Source organism: Spirosoma luteolum, assembly GCF_054778875.1.
In genome coordinates, this window is record NZ_BAAGZE010000001.1 from 45,990 (window position 1) to 65,601 (window position 19,612).

19 protein-coding genes are annotated in these 19,612 nt (G+C 59.3%); 11 read left to right on the forward strand and 8 right to left on the reverse strand.

Annotation, left to right across the window (positions count from 1 at the left end; translation table 11 throughout):
* The first annotated feature begins 109 nt into the window (after positions 1–109).
* Positions 110–1,492, forward strand: coding sequence for a glycosyltransferase (locus ACYVAC_RS00250; RefSeq protein WP_461095529.1), 1,383 nt, complete (start codon positions 110–112; stop codon positions 1,490–1,492).
* Between the two features lie 6 nt (positions 1,493–1,498).
* On the opposite strand, the gene ACYVAC_RS00255 is transcribed toward ACYVAC_RS00250, so the two are convergent.
* The 4 genes from ACYVAC_RS00255 to ACYVAC_RS00270 all read right to left on the reverse strand — a co-directional run bounded on the left by ACYVAC_RS00255 (position 1,499) and on the right by ACYVAC_RS00270 (position 5,062).
* The gene (locus tag ACYVAC_RS00255; RefSeq protein WP_461095530.1) at positions 1,499–2,296 is read right to left on the reverse strand and encodes a DUF3298 and DUF4163 domain-containing protein; all 798 of its coding nucleotides are present in this window, start codon (positions 2,294–2,296) and stop codon (positions 1,499–1,501) included.
* Positions 2,297–2,392: 96 nt separating this feature from the next.
* Positions 2,393–3,127: a LytR/AlgR family response regulator transcription factor gene (locus ACYVAC_RS00260; RefSeq protein WP_461095531.1), complete on the reverse strand. Its 735-nt coding sequence runs from the start codon at positions 3,125–3,127 to the stop codon at positions 2,393–2,395.
* Between the two features lie 110 nt (positions 3,128–3,237).
* Positions 3,238–4,308: a sensor histidine kinase gene (locus ACYVAC_RS00265; RefSeq protein WP_461095532.1), complete on the reverse strand. Its 1,071-nt coding sequence runs from the start codon at positions 4,306–4,308 to the stop codon at positions 3,238–3,240.
* A gap of 118 nt (positions 4,309–4,426) precedes the next feature.
* Positions 4,427–5,062: a histidine phosphatase family protein gene (locus ACYVAC_RS00270; protein ID WP_461095533.1), complete on the reverse strand. Its 636-nt coding sequence runs from the start codon at positions 5,060–5,062 to the stop codon at positions 4,427–4,429.
* Positions 5,063–5,120: 58 nt separating this feature from the next.
* Between ACYVAC_RS00270 and ACYVAC_RS00275 the strand changes: the two genes are divergently transcribed.
* On the forward strand, positions 5,121–5,540 hold the full coding sequence (locus tag ACYVAC_RS00275; protein ID WP_461095534.1) for a hotdog fold thioesterase: 420 nt from the start codon (positions 5,121–5,123) through the stop codon (positions 5,538–5,540).
* Between the two features lie 125 nt (positions 5,541–5,665).
* A complete protein-coding gene (locus ACYVAC_RS00280) occupies positions 5,666–6,934 on the forward strand; it encodes a chorismate-binding protein (RefSeq protein ID WP_461095535.1) in 1,269 nt (422 codons plus the stop codon).
* Positions 6,935–6,976: 42 nt separating this feature from the next.
* On the opposite strand, the gene ACYVAC_RS00285 is transcribed toward ACYVAC_RS00280, so the two are convergent.
* Positions 6,977–7,156, reverse strand: a complete 180-nt coding sequence (locus tag ACYVAC_RS00285) for a hypothetical protein (RefSeq protein WP_461095536.1) — start codon at positions 7,154–7,156, stop codon at positions 6,977–6,979.
* A gap of 55 nt (positions 7,157–7,211) precedes the next feature.
* The gene (locus ACYVAC_RS00290) at positions 7,212–7,469 is read right to left on the reverse strand and encodes an adhesin (protein WP_461095537.1); all 258 of its coding nucleotides are present in this window, start codon (positions 7,467–7,469) and stop codon (positions 7,212–7,214) included.
* A 184-nt stretch (positions 7,470–7,653) separates the two neighbouring features.
* Here ACYVAC_RS00290 and ACYVAC_RS00295 point away from each other — a divergent pair, with 184 nt between their 5' ends.
* Positions 7,654–8,718: a glycoside hydrolase family 130 protein gene (locus ACYVAC_RS00295; RefSeq protein WP_461095538.1), complete on the forward strand. Its 1,065-nt coding sequence runs from the start codon at positions 7,654–7,656 to the stop codon at positions 8,716–8,718.
* A 214-nt stretch (positions 8,719–8,932) separates the two neighbouring features.
* The gene (locus ACYVAC_RS00300) at positions 8,933–11,890 is read left to right on the forward strand and encodes a S9 family peptidase (protein WP_461095539.1); all 2,958 of its coding nucleotides are present in this window, start codon (positions 8,933–8,935) and stop codon (positions 11,888–11,890) included.
* Between the two features lie 78 nt (positions 11,891–11,968).
* Here ACYVAC_RS00300 and ACYVAC_RS00305 read toward each other — a convergent pair whose 3' ends face one another.
* Positions 11,969–12,355 (reverse strand): DUF1573 domain-containing protein, encoded by a 387-nt coding sequence (locus tag ACYVAC_RS00305; protein ID WP_461095540.1) that lies wholly within the window; start codon positions 12,353–12,355, stop codon positions 11,969–11,971.
* A gap of 191 nt (positions 12,356–12,546) precedes the next feature.
* On the opposite strand from ACYVAC_RS00305, the gene ACYVAC_RS00310 reads away from it, so the two are divergent.
* The 4 genes from ACYVAC_RS00310 to ACYVAC_RS00325 all read left to right on the forward strand — a co-directional run bounded on the left by ACYVAC_RS00310 (position 12,547) and on the right by ACYVAC_RS00325 (position 16,625).
* Entirely contained in the window at positions 12,547–13,821 is a 1,275-nt protein-coding gene (locus ACYVAC_RS00310) for a sensor histidine kinase (protein WP_461095541.1), read from the forward strand.
* A gap of 2 nt (positions 13,822–13,823) precedes the next feature.
* Positions 13,824–14,489 carry a response regulator transcription factor gene (locus ACYVAC_RS00315; RefSeq protein ID WP_461095542.1) on the forward strand — a complete coding sequence of 222 codons (666 nt, stop codon included), beginning with the start codon at positions 13,824–13,826 and terminating at the stop codon, positions 14,487–14,489.
* Between the two features lie 17 nt (positions 14,490–14,506).
* Positions 14,507–15,622 carry a hypothetical protein gene (locus tag ACYVAC_RS00320; RefSeq protein WP_461095543.1) on the forward strand — a complete coding sequence of 372 codons (1,116 nt, stop codon included), beginning with the start codon at positions 14,507–14,509 and terminating at the stop codon, positions 15,620–15,622.
* Between the two features lie 73 nt (positions 15,623–15,695).
* Complete coding sequence (locus ACYVAC_RS00325) at positions 15,696–16,625, forward strand: TolB family protein (protein WP_461095545.1); 930 nt, start codon at positions 15,696–15,698, stop codon at positions 16,623–16,625.
* Here ACYVAC_RS00325 and ACYVAC_RS00330 read toward each other — a convergent pair.
* Positions 16,619–17,821 carry an alpha/beta hydrolase family protein gene (locus ACYVAC_RS00330; protein WP_461095546.1) on the reverse strand — a complete coding sequence of 401 codons (1,203 nt, stop codon included), beginning with the start codon at positions 17,819–17,821 and terminating at the stop codon, positions 16,619–16,621. The genes ACYVAC_RS00325 and ACYVAC_RS00330 overlap by 7 nt on opposite strands.
* Positions 17,822–18,131: 310 nt before the next feature.
* On the opposite strand from ACYVAC_RS00330, the gene ACYVAC_RS00335 reads away from it, so the two are divergent.
* A complete protein-coding gene (locus ACYVAC_RS00335; RefSeq protein ID WP_461095953.1) occupies positions 18,132–18,848 on the forward strand; it encodes an OmpA family protein in 717 nt (238 codons plus the stop codon).
* Between the two features lie 281 nt (positions 18,849–19,129).
* Complete coding sequence (locus tag ACYVAC_RS00340; RefSeq protein WP_461095547.1) at positions 19,130–19,585, forward strand: ferritin-like domain-containing protein; 456 nt, start codon at positions 19,130–19,132, stop codon at positions 19,583–19,585.
* Positions 19,586–19,612: the final 27 nt, after the last annotated feature.

Consider the following 19,612-nt stretch of genomic DNA (forward strand, 5'->3'; position numbering starts at 1 on the left):
GGTTTTTTCGGGAAGGAGCGCCTTCTACCGCCTACACACAACCTGTTTGTGTTTTCGGTCCTATGCGTTAGTATTACGCCCACGCCTAACTTTTTTTACAACCTTCCTCATGACTGGCCCTGAACGGGATCGCTGGATTGGTCGCAATCGCTACTACTACCGGTGTCTGATCGATTTTCTCAAGTATACCATTCCCACCCAGCGCTCGGTGCTGGAAATTGGCTGTGGCACGGGCTACGTGCTCAATGCCCTCGCCCCTGCCCGCGGGGTCGGCATCGACCTTAACCCCGATTTCGTGGCCCATGCCCAGGCCGCTTACCCCCACCTCCACTTTCAGGTTCTCGATGCCGCTGCGCTGTCGGCGCTCAACGAACGCTTCGACTACGTGGTGCTCAGCGATACCATCGGCTACTTCACCGATGTGCAGCAGGTACTCAGTGAGCTGCACGCCGTATGCCATCCCGACACGCGCATCCTTATCACGTACCGCAATGCGCTCTGGACACCGGTGCTGACCATGGCCGAACGGCTGGGCCTCAAAATGCCCGAAGCCCGCCAGAACTGGCTCGACCGCGCCGACATTACCAACCTGCTCGACGTGGCCGACCTCGACGTTGTCCGCACGGGTCGCAAGCTGCTCATGCCCCGCTATGTGCCCCTGCTGTCGACCTTTCTGAATCGCTACGTGGCCAACCTGCCGCTGTTCAACTACTTCGGGCTCTATTCGTTTATCGTGGCCCGCAGCCAACACCAGCGCAAACCCGCGGCCGACCATACCGTTACGGTGGTGGTACCGGCCCGCAACGAGAGCGGCAACATCGAATCGATTGTCAGGCGCACTCCCCAGATGGGCCGGCACACCGAGCTGATTTTTGTGGAGGGCAACTCGACCGACGATACCTGGGCCGAAATTCAGCGCGTAACGGCCCACTATCGAACGGTGCGTGACATCAAGTGTGTGCAACAGGATGGCAAGGGCAAGGGAGACGCCGTTCGGAAGGGATTTGGGATGGCCACGGGCGATATTCTGATGATTCTGGATGCCGACATGACCGTTCCGCCCGAAGATCTGCCCAAGTTTTTCGACGCCATTGCGTCGGGCAAAGGGGAATACATCAACGGCACCCGGCTTGTATATCCCATGGAGAAAGAAGCCATGCGCACGCTGAACCTGCTGGGCAACAAGTTTTTCTCGATTGCTTTTTCGTGGCTGCTCAACCAGCGCATCAAAGATACCCTGTGCGGCACCAAGGTACTTACCCAGGCCAATTACCAGCGTCTGATTGCCAACCGCAGTTACTTCGGCGATTTCGACCCCTTCGGCGACTTCGACCTGATTTTCGGATCGGCCAAACTAAACCTGCAGTTTGTCGAGATTCCGATTCGGTATCGGGCCCGCACCTACGGCGAAACAAACATCTCGCGCTTCAGCCACGGCTGGTTGTTGCTGAAGATGACGTTCTTCGCCCTCAACAAAATCAAATTTGTCTGATCCGGGCTACATCCAGCCACTTTTCAGCATACCGTTCATCTGCTCGTAGGGCACCACCACTTCGATCGGCCCCACGGCATAGGCCGCTATTTCGTAGGGGTTGTAATAAAAGATAAGGCCCTTGCGCCCCACGCCGATGTTGGCCGGCAGGAAGAAGTGACCGTCGCGCAGGAAATAGCCCCGCTCTTCGAGGTTATACTGCGGCAGCAACCCCTGCTGTTTGCGGAAGGCCGTTTCGACTACGCCCAGCAGCGCCGTGGTATCAGCCACAATGTCGGCCAGGTTGACGGGGCGGCCCGTTCGGCGGTCGAAGGTCATCAGCGTAACGTTGGCGTTGGGGTGGGCGCCCCCCGTGTAGGCAAACGTTTCCATGCGGGCCGTCAGCAGATTCGGACTCGAGAACAGCGTATCCATTTTGGTTTCGAGCTGCCAGCAGCCACCCAGCCCGCCCATCTCGCTCAGCAGCGACTGGTAGCTGGCGGCAAACAGATCGGCGGCCGCTTTCAGATTGGTACGGGCTTCGGGATGGGTGGCTACATCGGTGCTGTCGAGCCAGGCCGTGATGCTGCCCACGCCCAGTTGCTGCAGGCTGTCGTTGATCTGCCGGGCCGCATCCGACTCATCGCGGAGCTGGAGATACGAAACCGACAGATCAATGCCTTTATTGGTGGTGGTGTCGCACTGACTGGCACCCGTCAGTGTATACGCTTTTCGATCGAGGGCGGGCGGACCCGATGGTGTAGGGGAACAGGCCGCCAGCACCAGCAGGCAGCCGGGCAATGCCAGGCGAAGCAATGTAATCATACCGTTGAGGAAGCGACGGCCCCAACGACCGCCAGCCGGAGACTAAGTACCGACGCGAACCGCCGTTGTACATATGTTTGTCACCGGTCGGCCCTTCTACAAACTTAACAAATCTTTAAACCGAATTGCCTGCCGCCGGCTTATTTCGATTTTATCGCCCCCCCGAAGCGTCACCAGCAGACCACCGCTGAACCAGGGCTCGATTTTCTCGATCCACTGCAGATTGATGATGTGCTTGCGGTTGGCCCGGAAAAAAGTAGCCGGATTGAGCCGGTCTTCCAGCGCGTTCAACGACTTAAGAACCAGCGGCTTCTGATCGTCGAAATACAGCCGCACGTAGTTACCCATCGATTCGAAGAGTCGTACCTTGCCCAGCTTCACAAACCAGCACTTTTCGCCGTCTTTCACGAACACCTGGTCGTTCTCGCCCAGCGTTTTGGTCGATGGGGTTCCGGCCGGGCTGGCAGGCTCGGCACTGTGCAATTCTTCTTCGACCCGGTGGATGGCCTCGGAGAGCCGCGCCAGCTCAACGGGCTTCAGCAGGTAATCGAGGGCATTGAACTCGAAGGCTTTGATGGCATACTCATCGTAGGCGGTTGTAAAAATCACCTCCGGCGCTTTGCCTTCGATCGATTGCAACAGCTCGAACCCGTTTTTGCCGGGCATCTGTATATCCAGAAACAGCAGCTCGGGTTCCAGCTCGTCGATCATCGGCAGGGCTTCATCGGCATTGGCAGCCTCGCCCACAATCTGAATTTTAGGAAAATTTTCGAGTAACCGGCGGAGCTCGTTGCGGGCCAGCCGTTCATCGTCGATCAGGAGGGTTTTCATTATGTTGGTCTAGAGTTTTCTGTATAGCAGTTTTTGGTGTACGGCTCAGGACAGGCAACGGGTAACAGGCAAAGAAGGGAGCGCCCTGTAAACCGCAGCCTGAAAACGGATTACGATGTTGCCGTTTCACGCCGACGAAAGATCGTGTCCGACTGCATGGGGATCACAATATCGGCCCGCACCACGTTGTCGTCTTCCTGAGCAATGCTGAAGGCCGCGTCGGGGCCATAGAGCAGGTCGAGCCGCTGTGCCGTGTTGGCCAGGCCAAACCCACCCGACGCTTCCTTGTCACCAAGGGTACCCGTGTTGCGGATGGAAATGTGCAGCTTATCGGCGTCGACCGTCGACAGTACCTCGATAAAGCCCCCGCTGACCGCCTGCGACACGCCATGCTTGATGGCGTTTTCGACCAGTGTCTGCAGCATCATGGGGGGCACCTGCCAGAATAGCGTGCGCGAGTCGAGGTTGATGCGGGAGTTCAGCCGTTCTTCGTAGCGGACCTTCTCAAGCGCCAGGTAATCTTCTACCGTCTTGATTTCTTCGCGCAGCTCCACGGTCTTGCGCCGATCGGCCAGGAGCGAGTTGCGGAGCAGGTTGGAGAGTTGCGTAATGCTCTGCTGCGCTTTGGTGGGATTTTCATAGACCAGCGCCCGGATACTGTTGAGTGCGTTGAACACAAAGTGCGGGTTCAGCTGCGAACGCAGCACTTTGGCTTCGGTATCGCGGATGCTCGTTTTAAGCAGAATCTGCTCGATTTCGGCGTCGCGGGTGCGCTCGACGTAATGATAGACTGTATAGCTGAGCACCCAGGCCAGCATGGTTTTACCCCAGGTCATGATGTAGCCGATGACCACCCAGGGCTCGTCGACGAGGTAATCGGGCACAATCAGTCGGTCGATGGGCAGGTTGACGGCAGTCATGATCAGGGCGAGCACAAACACCGACAGCAGCACGCGGGGAGCCAGTTGCAGAAACGGCAGCCGCACCCAGTTCAATCGCCGGATCATGCGCCGGTACAGGTGCGTCAAGGAGATACCGAGGCCGATATTGGCAATCGCCAGATACACGGCATTCGGATCAAAGCCATCCTGCAGCAGATAAGCCAGGTATTCGATCAGGATCAGTAATGTCCAGCCGAAGATCTGGCAAATCCAATATATTTTCTGTTTTCCTGGACCCATTCGCTGGCAACACGTTTAGCGCATACTATACGAAAGTACGACAAGCCGGTCATAGTGGCCGGATTACTACATTAATGGAGCTATACGGGTAAGAAAGGGCGAAAACCGCCGGCAGCTACTAACCCATCGCCAGCGAGAGCAGGTGCGCGGTGTCGTTGCTCAACTCAATGGTGAACTGGCGGGTGTCGTAGTCGTAGCGGAGTTTATACAGACACAGGTTGCTGTGTTCGAACTGATCCATTTCTGAGAGGGGGCGGCCCGTGAGCCAGCATAGCAGGATCCGGATGGCGCGGCCGTGCATGGCAATCAGCACCGGCGTTTCGGTGGGGTTGGCCAGCACCACGGCCATGGCCTCGCGCTGCCGGGCAGCCACCTGATCGGGGCTCTCGCCCCCGTCGGTAGTGGTATCGGTACGACCGGCGGCCCAGGCATCGGTCAGGCTTTTGTAGTACACGTCTTCGGTGCTGCCCGGCACCCGGCCTTCCATGATGCCCCAACTGATCTCATTGAAGCCCGTCAGCGACTCGTATGGAATGCCCAGGCTGATAAACGGCTCGGCGGTCTGGTAGGTGCGCTTAAGCCCCGAGATGAAAATTTTCTGAAACGGAACGTGCTGATAAGCCTCAAAGAAAGCCTGAGCCTGGGCCCGCCCCATGGCGTTCAGGTCAGAATCGACGCCACTGCCCTGTACTACACCCCGGCGGTTGTAATCGGTTTCGCCGTGGCGAATCAGGTAGATGATTTTATGCTGCAAGACTGTAGATTTGTCGTTTCGGAAAACAGGGGGCAAAACTACGCAAAATCACCTCGTTATGAAAGCTGCTTTCGATCTAAGTGCCCTTCAGTTCGCCCACGTCGACTCGATTGTCAAGCACCTCGGGATCGAGTTTACGGAGGCCGGCGAAGGCTATCTGATTGCCCGGATGCCGGTCGATGGCCGCACCCACCAACCATTCGGTATTCTGCACGGTGGAGCCTCAGTGGTACTCGCCGAGTCGCTGGGAAGTGTTGCCTCGTGGATGCTGCTCGATGATCCCACTACGCAAAAGGCCGTGGGGCTGGAGATCAACGCCAACCACCTGCGGGCTGTGCGGAGCGGCTGGGTCTATGGCCGCTGCACGCCCATCCACACCGGCCGTTCGACCCATGTCTGGGATATCCGCATCACCGACGAAGCCGACCGGCTTGTCTGCATCAGCCGGCTTACGGTGGCCATTATGGGCGGCCAGTAGGTCATCAACGCCCCCACAACGCTGGTAACAACACAAAAAAAACGCCCGAAACGGAGCCCGGCTGCACAAAATCCGCCCACAAACTGTTGTCCTGTCAGCGGCCCTTTTTGCGACCGATTCTTCGTATGCAAGCGGATTACGTCATCAACTCAGTAGTTACCCATCAGCCCACGGCTGCCGATCTCTGGGATACGGCCCGGCACCTTGGCCTGCCAGCCGCCCTGTGGCGACTGCCCAGCCAGCAGGATAAACACCTGATCGTATCGTTTGAAGAAACGCTGCCCCACGTGGTGGTCGACCTCGACGAACTGCCGGCGGGATTTGTGGTGAGTCCGTTCGACAACCTCGACGGCGGCCTCGACAACCCCGCCCAGTCGTTGTTTCTGCGCGCCGACCTCCAGGCTCGTTTTACGACCGATGCCCCCGCCACACTGACCTATGCGCCCGGCCCCGATGCCGAACGTTTTCGGCAGGCAATTCGGCCCCGGCCTGTACAGGCGGGCCCGGCGATCAATGCCTTTACGGTCTTACCCGACGACGCCCAGCGCGAAACGTACCTCCACAACGCGGCCGAAGCCGTAGCCGCCATGCAACGGGGCGATGTGCGCAAGGTGGTGCTCTCGCGCACCAAGCAGCTTCAGTATACGAGTGCGCCCGACGCCGTAGCCCTGTTCGATGCCCTGTGTGCCACCTACCCAACCGCGTTCGTATCGGCCGTGTCGATTCCGGAGCGGGGCCAGATCTGGATCAGTGCCACGCCCGAGCGGCTCATCAGCCAGCAGGCCAACGGCTTGTTTCAGACCGTATCGCTGGCCGGTACGCAGTCGGCCTACGAACCCGACGGTACGCCCAAGCGACCGTCGGAAGCCATGTGGTCGCAGAAAGAAATCGAAGAGCAGGCCCTGGTGAGCCGCTATATCATCGAGTGTTTCAAAAAAATACGGCTGCGCGAATACCTTGAAGAAGGTCCGAAAACCATTATTGCGGGCAACCTGATGCACCTCAGTACCCGCTTTACAGTCGACACGCAGGCGGTTCATTACCCACAGCTGAGTACGGTTATGCTGCGGCTGTTGCACCCCACCTCGGCCGTGTGCGGCATGCCCCGCGACCGGGCCATCGATTTTATTGCCAGCCACGAACCCCATGAGCGGGAGCTCTATGCGGGTTTTCTGGGGCCCGTCAACAGCCCGGCCGGCAGCGATGGCCCCGCCAGCAACCTGTATGTGCATATCCGCTGTATGAAACTCGAAGGACGGCTGGCAACGCTTTACGCCGGTGCCGGCCTCACCGAAGATTCGGTGCCGGAGCGCGAGTGGCTCGAAACCGAAATGAAGTGCCAGACCCTGCTCTCAGTGCTGGCCAAAAAAGACGGGCGTACTACCAGCCGCTGATGACTGGTAGTACGCCCGCTGGGCAGACCGGTATGCGAACGCCTAAGCGCCTTCGGCCGGATCGATGGGGGCACGCGAGCCACCTTCGGCCGTGCGATGGCCAGCCTGGCTGGCATCAGACGACTGGGTGTCGGCGTCGGGAGCCGTTTCATCGGGACCATTGTTGGTCGATGCGGGCTCTACCATCTCTTCCTTTTCCACATTTTGTTGCTGGGGAGTCATACGTAGTCTGGTAATAGGGTGATTGGCAGGGCTGCGGAGTACAGCCCCATCCGGCTTAGTCTATATCGTCGTCCAGATCGTCGTCATCGAGATCCAGATCCAGATCATCGTCCAGATTGGCTTCATCGAATTCTTCGTCGTCGATATCGGCAAGATCGTCTTCGCCGTATCCGCTGGTGTTTCCTGAGCCCAGTTCGTCGAATTCGGCACCGCCATCGAAGTCGTCATCGTCGTCTTCGAAAGCCGCAGTTTCAGGATCTGGATTCATCATCAGCACGTCTTCGTCCTGGTCAAACGCTAGCTGGTTCATCATGGCTAAATAAGGTCTGTTTTTGTACGCTTTCCTAACCTGGTAGCGCAGGTGAGGGTTATCCGCCCGCCCGACTAATCGAGCAAACGGCCGGTGGCTAAACTCCACCCGGCTTTTGCGGTTTAAACAGGGTAGCTGCTCGAATCGAGTGCCGACCAGATGTCCCAACCGCTTAATGCCGACTACCGTGCAAAACTATAAACTTCGCCGACTTTCCGACCAGCCAATTTTAAAAACAACCGATGTTTTACCCGCTGTAGAGGGGTTTTCCGTACTGGGGGCCTTTAATCCGGCCGCCTGTCTGGTGGGCGATGAGGTGCTGCTGCTGCTGCGTGTCGCCGAAGCGCCCCCCGCCCGGCCCGGCCAGATCAGTGTGCCGATGCTGACTGATGAAACAGGCACACCGGCGCTGACGGTGAAGCACTTTCCCGAACCCGAAGGCCCCTACGACCCCCGCGTGGTAACGCTGGATGGTAAGACCTATCTGACATCGCTGAGCCACCTGCGGCTGGCCCGCAGCCCGGATGGCATTCACTTCACCATCGACCCGACTCCTTTCTTGTTTCCGGACCGGATGGACGAGTCGTTCGGAATCGAAGATGCCCGGATTACGCGGCTCGACGGCCGCTACTGGATTACCTACACGGCGGTATCGGAACACGGGCCGGGCGTGGGTCTGGCCGTTACCGACGATTTTGTAACTGTCGAGCGGGTGGGTATGATCCTGCCCCCGCCCAATAAAGATGTGGCGCTGTTTCCCGAACGCATCAACGGCCGCTACTACGTGCTGCACCGCCCCATGGTGTCGGACATTGGCAAACCTTCGGTCTGGCTGGCCGACTCGCCCGACGGGGTTCACTGGGGCAACCACCGATTTCTGTTCGGGGGGCGTGGGGGTATCGACCCGCGCTACGACTGGGAAGGCGCCAAGATCGGCGCGGGGCCCGAGCCGCTGCGCGTCGACGATGGCTGGCTGGTATGCTACCACGGTGCCGACCCTACGCATGCCTATTCGCTGGCCCTGGCCCTGCTCGACCTCACCGACCCATCGATCGTGCTGGATCGGTCCGACGAGCCGCTGCTGCTACCCGAGCTGCCGTGGGAGCGCGAAGGCTTTTTCCCGAATGTGGTGTTCGCCAATGGCTGGGTCCGTTTCCCGACCGCGCCCGGCGAGCCCGAAAAAATCTGGGTGTACTACGGAGCCGCCGACTCGGGCGTGGGCCTGGCCGAACTGGTTCGGGACGAACACTAGCCCATAATTTTTGTGGTTTGTCGTGTGTAGTTTGTTCTGCAGACGACAAACCACACACGGATCGACCTGTCCTGGACCATCGCAGGTGGTACAAACAAAAGAATAAGTAGGTTTTTGGTGGAAACAGGCCCGGTACAGGCTTCCTAACCCACGTGAGTGTACGGTTTATTCCGTAGCTTCGGGTTTCGAGACCCTTAAACGACTTCCCTGCTTCATGCAACGACTTTTCTTTTGGCTCCTGCTCATTCCGCTGGCCACCAGCGCCCAGAAACGCCCACTGACGGCCAGTGATTACGACCGCTGGCAAAGCGTTCGCTCCGAAAAACTGGCCGACGATGGTCGCTGGGTTGCCTGGCAGATCGACCCGCAGGAGGGCGACGGCCGCCTGGAAATTGCGGAGGCCGGTAGCGCCACCCCCAAATACACCATTCCCCGTGGCTACCAGGCCCAGTTTACCCCCGACAGCCGCTTTCTGGTGATGCGCCTGAAAGCTCCCTACGCCGATACCCGGAAAGCCAAACTGAAGAAAAAGAAGCCTGACGAACTGCCAAAAGACAGTTTGCTGGTACTGAATCTGGCCACGGGTGCCCGCACTAAACTGCCCAACCTGAAATCGGTGGCGTTTGGCCGCGAGAATGCCACCTGGCTGGCGGTGTTGCAGGATCGTAAAGACGACAAGCCGACGGCCACTCCTACCCGCCCGGCTCCGCGTAAAGACACGCTCAACCCCCTCCCGCCCACTTCTACCACGGCCACCGCCCGCAAAGGCAACGCCCGTAAACCCAAAGGCGACGACCTGACCCTGCTGAACCTGGCCGACGGTACCCGCCGAACCTTTCGCTACGTATCGGGCGTGGCCGTTTCCGACAACGGACAGGCTATTTTCTATAGCAAAGACTCGGCCCTCGACTCGCTGACAACCGATGCACCGGTGCCGGGCGTGTTTCTGTTCTCGACCGCCACGGGACAAACCAGCATCATCGATACCAACTCGACCCGTAAACTGTACAAGGGACTGGCCGTCGACAAAACGGGGCAACAGCTGGCCTGGATGGCCTCGGCCGACAGCGCCGGTGCCGACGTGAAAGTATTTACGCTGTACTACAAAAACCGGCAGGCCGCCCCGGCAGCCCGGACCAGAAAAGGAAAGCCCCCCGTGGCCGATGCGCCGTTTCGGGTGCTGGCCGACACGCTGACGCAGGGTGTGCCCAAAGGCTGGGCGGTCAACGAATTCCGGGAACCCAAATTTTCGGACGATGGCAAGCGGCTTTACTTTTCGACGGCACCCATTGCCCCCCGCCCCACCAAAGACACCCTGACGCCCGAGGATGAAAAAGTGCGTATGGATGTCTGGAGCTGGACCGATACGCGGCTGCAGCCCATGCAGCAGAAACGCCTGAAAGAAGAAAAAGAACGCGGTTACCTGACTATTGCCGACCTGAGTACCGGCAAACTGATTCCGATGGCGACGCGCGAAGTGCCCACGGTAGCGTTCGACCCGGGCAGCAACCCACGTTACCTGTTGGGTCTGAGCGATCTGCCTTACCAGGTACAGGCCTCGTGGGACCCCGGCCATACCGACCTGTACCTGATCGATACGCAGACGGGCGAGAAAAAACGCATTGCCAACGACATCATGGCGTCGGAAGCGCGGTTGTCGCCGGGCGGGCGTTACGTGAGCTGGTTCGATGAGCGCGACTCGCTCTGGCGGGCGTGGTCGGTGGCCGACGGGCGCCGGATCGACCTGACGCGGGGCCTGCCCAGCAAATTCTTCGACGAAGAACACGACACCCCCAACCTGCCCGGCGCCTATGGCTCGGCGGGCTGGACCACCAACGACCGCTACCTCTGGCTCTACGATCGGTACGATATCTGGCAGGTCGATCCGACCGGCCGGGAGAAACCCATGAACCTGACGGCCGGCTGGGGCCGCAAAAACAACATCCGGCTCCGGCGCGTCGACCCCATGCCGAACGAGCCCAACCGCCCCGATCCGGCCATCGACCCGGCCCAGCCGCTCTACCTGACCGGTATCTGGGAAAGCGACAAATCGACGGGACTGCTGCACAGCGCATCGGCCCGGACGGCCGGCGAACCCCGGGTGCTGCTCCATAGCAACCACCGCTATTTTGGGCTGCAAAAGGCCCGGAAAGCCCCAACCATGACGTTTTACCGGGGTAATTTTCAGGAGTCGATCAACCTGTTTCGTACCGACACGACCCTGGCCAACGCGGTACAGCTGACGCGCACCAACCCGCAGCAGGACAGCATTCGCTGGGGATCGGTCGAACTGGTGAAATGGATGGGGACCAACGGGGTGCCGCTCGAAGGGCTGCTCTACAAGCCCGAAGGCTTTGACCCCAAACAAAAGTACCCCATGCTCACCTATTTCTACGAGCGCAATGCCGAAACGCTGAACGACTACAAAGCCCCCGCGCCGAGCCGCTCGACCATCAACATTGCCTACTGCGTGTCGAACGGCTATCTGGTGTTTGTACCCGACATCGTGTACACAACCGGGCAGCCGGGTCCCAACGCCTACGACTGCATTGTGCCGGGGGTGCTGAGCCTGCTCAACCGGGGCTATGTCGACCGCGACCGGCTGGGTGTGCAGGGCCAGAGCTGGGGTGGCTACCAGACGGCCTATCTGGTTACGCGCACCAACCTGTTTCGGGCGGCCGAAGCGGGTGCGCCCGTCGCCAACATGACCTCGGCCTACGGGGGTATTCGCTGGGAAACGGGTATGAGCCGGGCGTTTCAGTACGAAAAAACGCAGAGCCGTATCGGCGGTACGCTCTGGGATCGGCCCATGAACTACCTCGAAAACTCGCCCCTGTTCTACGCCAACCGGGTCGAAACGCCCCTGCTGATCATGCACAACGATGCCGACGGGGCTGTGCCCTGGTACCAGGGTATCGAACTGTTTTCGGCCCTGCGCCGGCTCAACAAGCCCGCCTGGATGCTGGTCTACAACGGCGAAGGCCACAACCTGACCCAGCGGTACAACGCCAAAGACCTGAGCATCCGGCTGTATCAGTTCTTCGATTACTACCTGAAAGATGCGCCCCTGCCGCTCTGGATGAAAGAAGGCCGCTCGGCCATCGAGAAAGACCGGGGCGAGATGAAATACCAGGTCGAGTCGACCGTATCGACTCCGCTGGGCAGCCGGTAAGTCATCGGATACCCAACTACGACGCCGGTCGTCGGCCAGCGGGACAGCCCTCCCACCGGCCGACGACCGGCTTTTTTTCTAGCGGGCCGGGGCCGGTATCACCTCACCGGTAAACCGCAGCGTTTGCACCCCGTCGGCGGCATTTGACTCCACCGTCACGGTTTTGCTGAATGCCCCCGGCGCGGCCGCGTTGAACGTGGCCGTTACCTCGCCCGACTGTCCCGGCAGAATCGGTGTTTTAGTGAACGTAACACCCGTGCAGCCGCAGGAGCCTTTGGCCCGATTGATCAGCAGCGGCACGGCCCCCTCGTTGGTCACGGCAAACCGGGCCGTAACGGGTTTGTGTTGCGGGATACGGCCAAAGGCGTGGGTCGTTTCGGACCAGCGGGCCAGTGCCGACGGGGCAATCAGGGCTACCGATGCCAGCAGCATGGTGGGGAGAAGTACGAGGAGCAGGCGTTTCATACGAACTGGATTTTCAGGAACGTTCACCCGAACGTCTGCACAAACCTACCGCTGCCCGCCCTACGGGGCTGTTAAGCGCCCGCCAACGTTTGTTAATGAGTTGTTAACGGTGCATCGGCCCCGCGCCGGATCAGGCTTTTGCCGTACTTTTAGTTGCCCGAACTGTTTCCCCCGGGCTGTTCTGCTGCGCCATGTCCCGTCGACTCATTCGCGTTTTAGTGGTTTTGTCGGTTCTATCCATTGTCGGAATTCTGACCGTTCAGACGGTCTGGCTGCGCGAAGCCTATGCGCTCCGCGAGCGCCAGTTCAGGCAGTCGGCGTTTATCAGCCTGCAGGACGTAGCCGATGCCGTGGCGCAGCAAAATCGCTGCACGCTCAACGGATATGCCGTTACGCAGCTGTCGGCCGATTATTTTATTGTCAATACCGACGCCCCCATCAACCCCACCAGTCTGGAAAGCCTGATCCAGCAGGCCCTGCAACGGCATAACCTCATCACCGATTTCGAATACGGGATCTACGACCGCCACACCGACCGGATGATCTACGGAGCTTTTGTGAGCACCAACCCCCTCGCCAACGGGCGCCCGCGCAGCCTGCCCAAGTTTCCGCAGTACACCTACTATTTTGGCATTCGGTTTCCCGGCCAATCGGGTTTTATTGCCAGTCAGCTGACGGGCCTGCTCTGGTCGACGGGGGCCGTGCTGCTGCTGGTTTTCTTTTTTGGCTACACGCTGGTGGTGGTCCTCAGGCAGCGTCGGCTCACGGAAGTGCAGCGCGATTTTATCAACAACATCACTCACGAGCTCCAGACCCCGGTGGCCACCATCCGGATTGCTACCGACGTGCTACAGTCGAACGCCATTCAGCAGCAGCCCGATCGATTACGGCAGTACGCCCGGGTGCTGAACGAAGAAAGCCAGCGCCTGCAGCAGCACATTCACCATATTCTGCAGCTGGCCCGATCGCAGCAGGCAGGCTTTGTTGCCGACCGTACCGAAGTGGATCTGCATGAGCTGATGAACCGGGCTGCCGCTACCTTTTCGCCCCACATCACCCTGGCGTTGAACGCCCCCGACGCCCGCCTGCAGGCCAATCGATACCACCTCGAAACGGTTCTGAACAACCTCATCGATAACGCGCTGAAATACTGCACCGCTACGCCCGCCATCGTGCTGGAAACCCGCACCGAGCAGAAGCAGCTCGTCTGGTCGGTGCGCGACAATGGGATCGGCATTGCGCCTGCCCACCAGAAAGCCGTGTTCCAGCAGTTTTTTCGGGTTCCGTCGGGCCACACCCACAATGCCGGGGGCTTCGGGCTGGGGCTGTATTACGTGCAGCGGGTGGTGCGCGCCCACGGCTGGCGCATACAACTCCAGAGCACGCCGGCCCAGGGCAGTACCTTTATTGTCCGCCCGCGCCGGTCGGGTCTGGTCCTGACCCGACTAACTACTTTCCGGAGTTGACCATGGCTCGTATTCTGTTTGTCGAAGACGACGTAAATCTTGGCTTTGTGATTCGGGACACGCTCGAAAACGTGCCGTTTGCGGTTACCCACTGCACCTCGGGCGATGCCGCCTGGCATCTGTTTCAGCAGCAGCCCTTCGATCTGTGCCTGCTCGATGTGATGCTACCGCAAACCGACGGGTTCACGCTGGCCCGCCAGATCAGGGCCGTCGACCAGCAAATCCCCATTCTGTTTCTGAGCGCCCTGTCAGATAAGAAAGACCGGCTCGACGGGCTGCGGCTGGGGGCCGATGATTACCTGGTCAAGCCGTTCAGCATCGATGAGCTCATTCTCAAGATCGGGGTGTTTCTGCGCCGAACGGCCGGCCCCGCTGCGCCCGTGCCTTCGCCAGTTAGTTGCCTCGACCGCCGAAACCTGACGCTGACCCTCGATGGGCAAACGCAGGTACTTACCCACCGCGAAGCAGCCATTCTGGGCTACCTCCTCGACCGGGCCAACACGCTTGTTCGGCGCACCGACCTGTTGCAGGCTATCTGGGGCGATGATGACTACTTTATGGGCCGCAGCCTCGACGTGTTTATTGCGCGGCTCCGGAAGCGGCTGGCCGGCGATACCAGCCTGCGCATTGACAATGTCCACGGTGTTGGCTTTATCTTGCGCCAGTAATACCCACTCTTATCTGTATGCGTTTCCCGATTGCTTTGGCCCGGCTGGCATCGACGGCCGGCCTGCTGGCTCTGCTGTTGCCGGCCTGCCGCACCAGCCGCCCCCTTACCCAGCGCCCCCTGCCGACCACCGCTGCTATCGCCAGCGAGGGCCTGCTGACCTGCTTTGCGCCCGGCACCGCCATCGATGGCAAAGCAGTGTGGTGCGAAGCTTCGGCAGTCTGGTCCGACGGGAAGCAGGTGCTGGTGGCCAACGACAAAGACATGCCCGCCGGGCAGTCGTCGGTTTTCTCGGTGCCCCTGACCGCGCTGGCCGACACGAGCCAGCGGCCGACCTACCTGCCCGCCAGCCCATTTCGGAGCGGTACCAAATACGAAGATTTTGCGCAGACGCCCGACGGCCGCTTTACGCTCCTCTGTACCGCCTTCGACCGGGTGAAGCCCGGCAGTACCGACTGGGACGCCTATAACACGATTCTTTACTGGCCGACGGGGCAGCCCGAACAGGCCCGGGTGCTGGCTCCCACGGCTGGTAGCCCCACCTCGGTGGCCTATCGGGAGCTGCTGGCCCGGGTGCTGGCCACCGACGAGTACCCCGGCACGCTGCCGTATTTTAAGATCGAAGGGCTGGCCGCTACGCGCACCCATCTCCTGTTCGGTGTTCGCGAGGCTGGCAAAGCCTACGACAATTTCAAACACGTCGATAAAGTAGTGGCCGTATCTTACACGGTGGAAGGCAACCAGCTACGGGTGGGCGACGACTGGCGGGTAGTGGCCGATTTCAAGCCCGAAACGGCCGATGCGTCGCTGCCGGCCCCACTGGGCCTGTCGAGCCTGGAGTATGACCCCGCCCGCGACTGTGTCTGGCTGCTGACCTCTTACGAAAAAGGGGGGCAGGTCGACGCCTACCTGTGGGTCAACCGCCTGACCGATCTGCTGGCCGACAAGCCCTTTCAGCTCATACGCGATGCACAGGGGCAGGCGCTTCGGTTCGGCCACAAGGCCGAAGACCTGACTATGCTGCCCGACAACCGGCTGCTGGTCATCCACGACGACGATCGGGTACAGACCCGCGTGGGTACGGCCACCCGGCAGCCAAACCAGGCGGCTTATACGATCCTGACGCTGAAGTAAATAGGGTAAAGGCTCGTTGTCTGTTTCTTTGATTAGGAAAGCCCGTCGACGGCTTTCCTAATCTCACTGCCGTATGCGTTATCCACGCGTTGCCCTGCCTGGCTGGCTGACTCTGATGAGTTCGTATGCCCTCTTTGCGCAAACCACACCTGTCGTAAGCCGACTCGAGATTTATGACCTGGCTTCGGGCCAACGGCGCCTGGTTCGGCAGGACAGCGCCCGCTTCGAAGCCCCCAACTGGACCCGCGACAATCACCTCATCATCAACCAGAACGGGCTGCTCTACCGGGTGCGCATCAGCGATGGCCAGAAAATCCGCATCCCGACCGGTTCGGCCGATGCCTGCAACAACGACCACGGCCTGACACCCGATGGCCAGACCATTCTGCTCAGCCACAATGCACCAGCCGCTGGCACCGGCAACCGCGTGTCGGCTGTGTATTCGGTCGCGATTGGCGGGGGCGAGCCCCGGCGGCTGACGCCTGCAGGCGCTGGCCCATCCTACTGGCACGGCGTCTCGCCCGATGGCCAGACACTCGCGTTTGTGGGCGAGCGCCCCGGTCCGGGCGGCAAGCCCGATTTCGACATCTACACCATCGACCGGCAGGGTGGTTCAGCGCGGCAGCTTACGCAGTCGCCCGGCCTCGACGATGGACCCGATTACAGTCCCGACGGCCGGTTTATCTACTTCAATTCATTCCGTACGGGGCGCATGCAGATCTGGCGGATGCGGTCCGATGGCAGCGGCCCCGAGCAACTGACCAACGACATCTACAGCAACTGGTTTCCGCACCCTTCGCCCGATGGTCGCTGGGTCGTTTTCATTAGTTACCTGTCCGATCAGGGCAGCAACCACCCCGCCGACAAGGCCGTTATGCTGCGCCTTATGAACACAAAAACGGGCCAGCTGCGCGAACTGGCCCGTTTTCGGGGTGGTCAGGGTACGCTCAACGTACCGGGCTGGTCGCCCGATAGCCGGGCGTTCGCCTTTGTCAGCTACTGAAGCGTACCAAAAAAGTCGTAGGTGCCGGTTACGTAGCCCAGAATACCAGTAGCGTGATTGGCGCCCGCCAGCCGGATCAGCTGCACGTTTGTCGCCCCACGTTTCACCATGGCATCGTAGGTATTCTGCGAGTTCAGGAACAGCACCGTGTCGTCGGCATCGCCGTGGTACAGCCGCAGGGGCGTGCGGGGTTTCCAGTCGTGAATATCGTTGTCCTGCACGGCGTTCAGAAAACCGGTGTCGGTACCGGCGTTGATGGCCTGTTTGAAGCTGTCGGTCAGCGTCTGGTTCAGGCTCAGCCCACCCAGGTCGGCCGTGTAGCCATTGGCCGTCACCCGGCTTGCATAAGGCTCCTTGAAGTAATACGAAGCCGGCCGGTTCAGGTTGTAGATCCGATCGTAGGTCAGCATCACCCACAGGTACAGCCGACTAATACTCGGGTCGGTACTCGACGGGTTGTTGATGATCTGCTTCATAAAAGCCGGCTTGTCGTAGGCCCCGGCCCCGCAGCTCGACGCAACCAGATTGAACTCCGTACCGGTTTCTTCCTCGATCTTTTTCTGCAGCGCCAGGGTAGCATATCCCCCTTCCGAATAGCCCGTAATCATCAGGCGCTTGTTCCAGTTCACGTTTTTCGACGTAATCAGTTCGCGCGTGGCCCGCAGCATGTCGAGTGACGCCGTTGCCAGCCCCGCCCGGTGTTCGTAGGTGTGGGGTACATCTTTCGATGCGCCGTACCCGATATAGTCAGGGGCAGCAATGATATAGCCCTGCGAGGCAAACACCGACCCGAACGTGTAGACGTCGCTGCTGGCTTTGTAGTTTGAGGGCGCATCGTTATCGCTGGTGATGGTGCCGTGTTGTACGCTCAACAGCGGCAGCGCCGTGTTGGCCGTCGGAATCAGCACTGCTCCCGAGGCCGTGATCGCTTTGCCATCGGTATTGGTCGTGGTGTACGTAACCCGATACACGCTGATCGGGTAGCGGATAAACAGCTGAAAAGCGGCCGTTGAGCCCGAAAAACGGCTCCGGAGCTGATCGGTCGTGTATTCGCCAATCAGCGTACTGCTTACCAGCGTTTTGGGTGGTTCAGGCGTTACCGGATCAGGCGTGGTGCCCGTTTTGCAACCGACCGGTACAAACAGTATCGACGCACTCAGCACAAGCAGGAGCGCCCCCGTTTTAAAAGAGATCATAAGCGGGAAAACTGGCAAAAAAGAAGGTGAAGCGAGATTGATTAGCTGGTAACATAACGCAGCAAACGCCCAATTCGTTTGTGGTCTGTTCAACGCAGCAAGTGTAGAGCCCACTCTACAAAAGTGGTCTGCTATGTCCCGTTTCCCGCCCCAGCCCGGTCAGTTCCCCGCACAGATGCAGACAGTACAAATTCCCAGAACAAACTGACTAACAGCTATTTAAATCAAGCTATCCGATTTTTACAGTATGCTGCATTTAAACTGGTACAGCGTTTGGCCCTCTAAGGGTAGTACCAACTTTCACTATGCAATGAATAATAAAGTAAAATCAATCAGCAAAAAGTCCCTTCTGGCGCTTCTGGCGGTCAGCATGATTTCGGGCAATGTACTCACTGGTTGTAAGTCAGGAAAAACAATGAACAAGGCCCAGAAAGGAGCCAGCGTCGGTGCCGGCGGTGGTGCGCTGGTGGGCGGTATTATTGGTCGTAAGACCGGCAACACGGCCATCGGGGCCATCATTGGGGCAACTGTTGGCGGTGCCGCCGGGGCAATCATCGGTCGTCGGATGGATAAGCAGGCGGAAGAAATGAAACGCCAGATGCCTAATGCGCAGATCGAGCGCGTTGGCGAAGGCATCAAAATCACGTTTGGATCGGATATCCTGTTCGACGTGAATTCGTACGCCCTGAAGCCGCAGACTAAAACCCAGCTGATGGAGTTTGCACAGACGCTGAACAAGTACGAAGATACGGACATCCGGATTGAAGGTCATGCCGATGCCAGCGGTCCCGACGACTACAACATGACACTCTCGCGCAACCGGGCCAACGCCGTTGGTGATTTTCTGAAAGCGCAGAATGTGAAGTCGAGCCGACTGGATGAAATTGGCTACGGCGAAACCCAGCCGGTTGCCGACAACGGTAGCGAAGCGGGCCGTAGCAAAAATCGTCGCGTAGATATTGCTGTTTTTGCAAACAAACAGATGCAACGCGATGCTAAAGATGGTAAGCTTGACTCAACCCGATAGACTGGGTTGAGTAGTTCATGGTGTCTGGCGTCACGCTGCTGGCGTCGGACACCATGACAACCGTTGTTCAGGCCATTGATGCCGGCCTGATCCTGTCCGTTCAGCGCTTTGCTGAGCCCGGGCACACGATACCGGAAAAACACCCGATTTTTTCGGACGCGGTCTCCCAAACCGGCTCAGGCGGCTCATTCAGGGGTCCGCTTGGTAATTTTAGCCGGTTTTACGCAACTAATTTGTCAGATTCGAGTACAACAGTTCACTAATTGCAAATCAAAAACGTTATGAATGTAAAGGAAACCCGGGGCGAAATCCTCGACCAACTGAATCGGCTGCTTACGATCAGCCACGATGCTGAAAAAGGTTACCAGGAAGCGGCTGAGAATGCAAAGGATGCCGAACTCAAAGGACTCTTCACGGCGCAAAGCCGTCAGCGGGGTGAGTTTGCTACCGAACTGGACCGCGAGATTCGTGCCATAGGAGGTGACCCGGACAACGGTACCAGCCTGGCGGCTGATTTGCACCGTGCCTGGATCAACCTGAAATCGACTTTTACGAGTGACGACGATAAAGCAACCGTGCAGGAGTGTCAGCGGGGCGACAAAGAAGCCCTGGAGACATACAACGCCGTGTTGCAGGAAACAGACTTGGCAGCCAGCACCCGTGAGTTGCTGCTGCGCCAGAAGCAGAACATCGACTCCGCCCACGCGTCGATGGCCCGTCTGGCAATGATAGTGTAGTGAATGGTGGGATCGGAAAGCCCGCTC

What these genes read in the sequence shown, in the direction of transcription:
- ACYVAC_RS00250 (WP_461095529.1), top strand. Translation starts at nt 110, where the DNA reads ATGACTGGCCCTGAACGGGATCGCTGGATTGGTCGCAATCGCTACTAC.
- ACYVAC_RS00255 (WP_461095530.1), bottom strand. Translation starts at nt 2,296, where the DNA reads ATGATTACATTGCTTCGCCTGGCATTGCCCGGCTGCCTGCTGGTGCTG.
- ACYVAC_RS00260 (WP_461095531.1), bottom strand. Translation starts at nt 3,127, where the DNA reads ATGAAAACCCTCCTGATCGACGATGAACGGCTGGCCCGCAACGAGCTC.
- ACYVAC_RS00265 (WP_461095532.1), bottom strand. Translation starts at nt 4,308, where the DNA reads ATGGGTCCAGGAAAACAGAAAATATATTGGATTTGCCAGATCTTCGGC.
- ACYVAC_RS00275 (WP_461095534.1), top strand. Translation starts at nt 5,121, where the DNA reads ATGAAAGCTGCTTTCGATCTAAGTGCCCTTCAGTTCGCCCACGTCGAC.
- ACYVAC_RS00280 (WP_461095535.1), top strand. Translation starts at nt 5,666, where the DNA reads ATGCAAGCGGATTACGTCATCAACTCAGTAGTTACCCATCAGCCCACG.
- ACYVAC_RS00285 (WP_461095536.1), bottom strand. Translation starts at nt 7,156, where the DNA reads ATGACTCCCCAGCAACAAAATGTGGAAAAGGAAGAGATGGTAGAGCCC.
- ACYVAC_RS00290 (WP_461095537.1), bottom strand. Translation starts at nt 7,469, where the DNA reads ATGATGAACCAGCTAGCGTTTGACCAGGACGAAGACGTGCTGATGATG.
- ACYVAC_RS00300 (WP_461095539.1), top strand. Translation starts at nt 8,933, where the DNA reads ATGCAACGACTTTTCTTTTGGCTCCTGCTCATTCCGCTGGCCACCAGC.
- ACYVAC_RS00305 (WP_461095540.1), bottom strand. Translation starts at nt 12,355, where the DNA reads ATGAAACGCCTGCTCCTCGTACTTCTCCCCACCATGCTGCTGGCATCG.
- ACYVAC_RS00310 (WP_461095541.1), top strand. Translation starts at nt 12,547, where the DNA reads ATGTCCCGTCGACTCATTCGCGTTTTAGTGGTTTTGTCGGTTCTATCC.
- ACYVAC_RS00315 (WP_461095542.1), top strand. Translation starts at nt 13,824, where the DNA reads ATGGCTCGTATTCTGTTTGTCGAAGACGACGTAAATCTTGGCTTTGTG.
- ACYVAC_RS00320 (WP_461095543.1), top strand. Translation starts at nt 14,507, where the DNA reads ATGCGTTTCCCGATTGCTTTGGCCCGGCTGGCATCGACGGCCGGCCTG.
- ACYVAC_RS00325 (WP_461095545.1), top strand. Translation starts at nt 15,696, where the DNA reads ATGCGTTATCCACGCGTTGCCCTGCCTGGCTGGCTGACTCTGATGAGT.
- ACYVAC_RS00330 (WP_461095546.1), bottom strand. Translation starts at nt 17,821, where the DNA reads ATGATCTCTTTTAAAACGGGGGCGCTCCTGCTTGTGCTGAGTGCGTCG.
- ACYVAC_RS00335 (WP_461095953.1), top strand. Translation starts at nt 18,132, where the DNA reads ATGAATAATAAAGTAAAATCAATCAGCAAAAAGTCCCTTCTGGCGCTT.
- ACYVAC_RS00340 (WP_461095547.1), top strand. Translation starts at nt 19,130, where the DNA reads ATGAATGTAAAGGAAACCCGGGGCGAAATCCTCGACCAACTGAATCGG.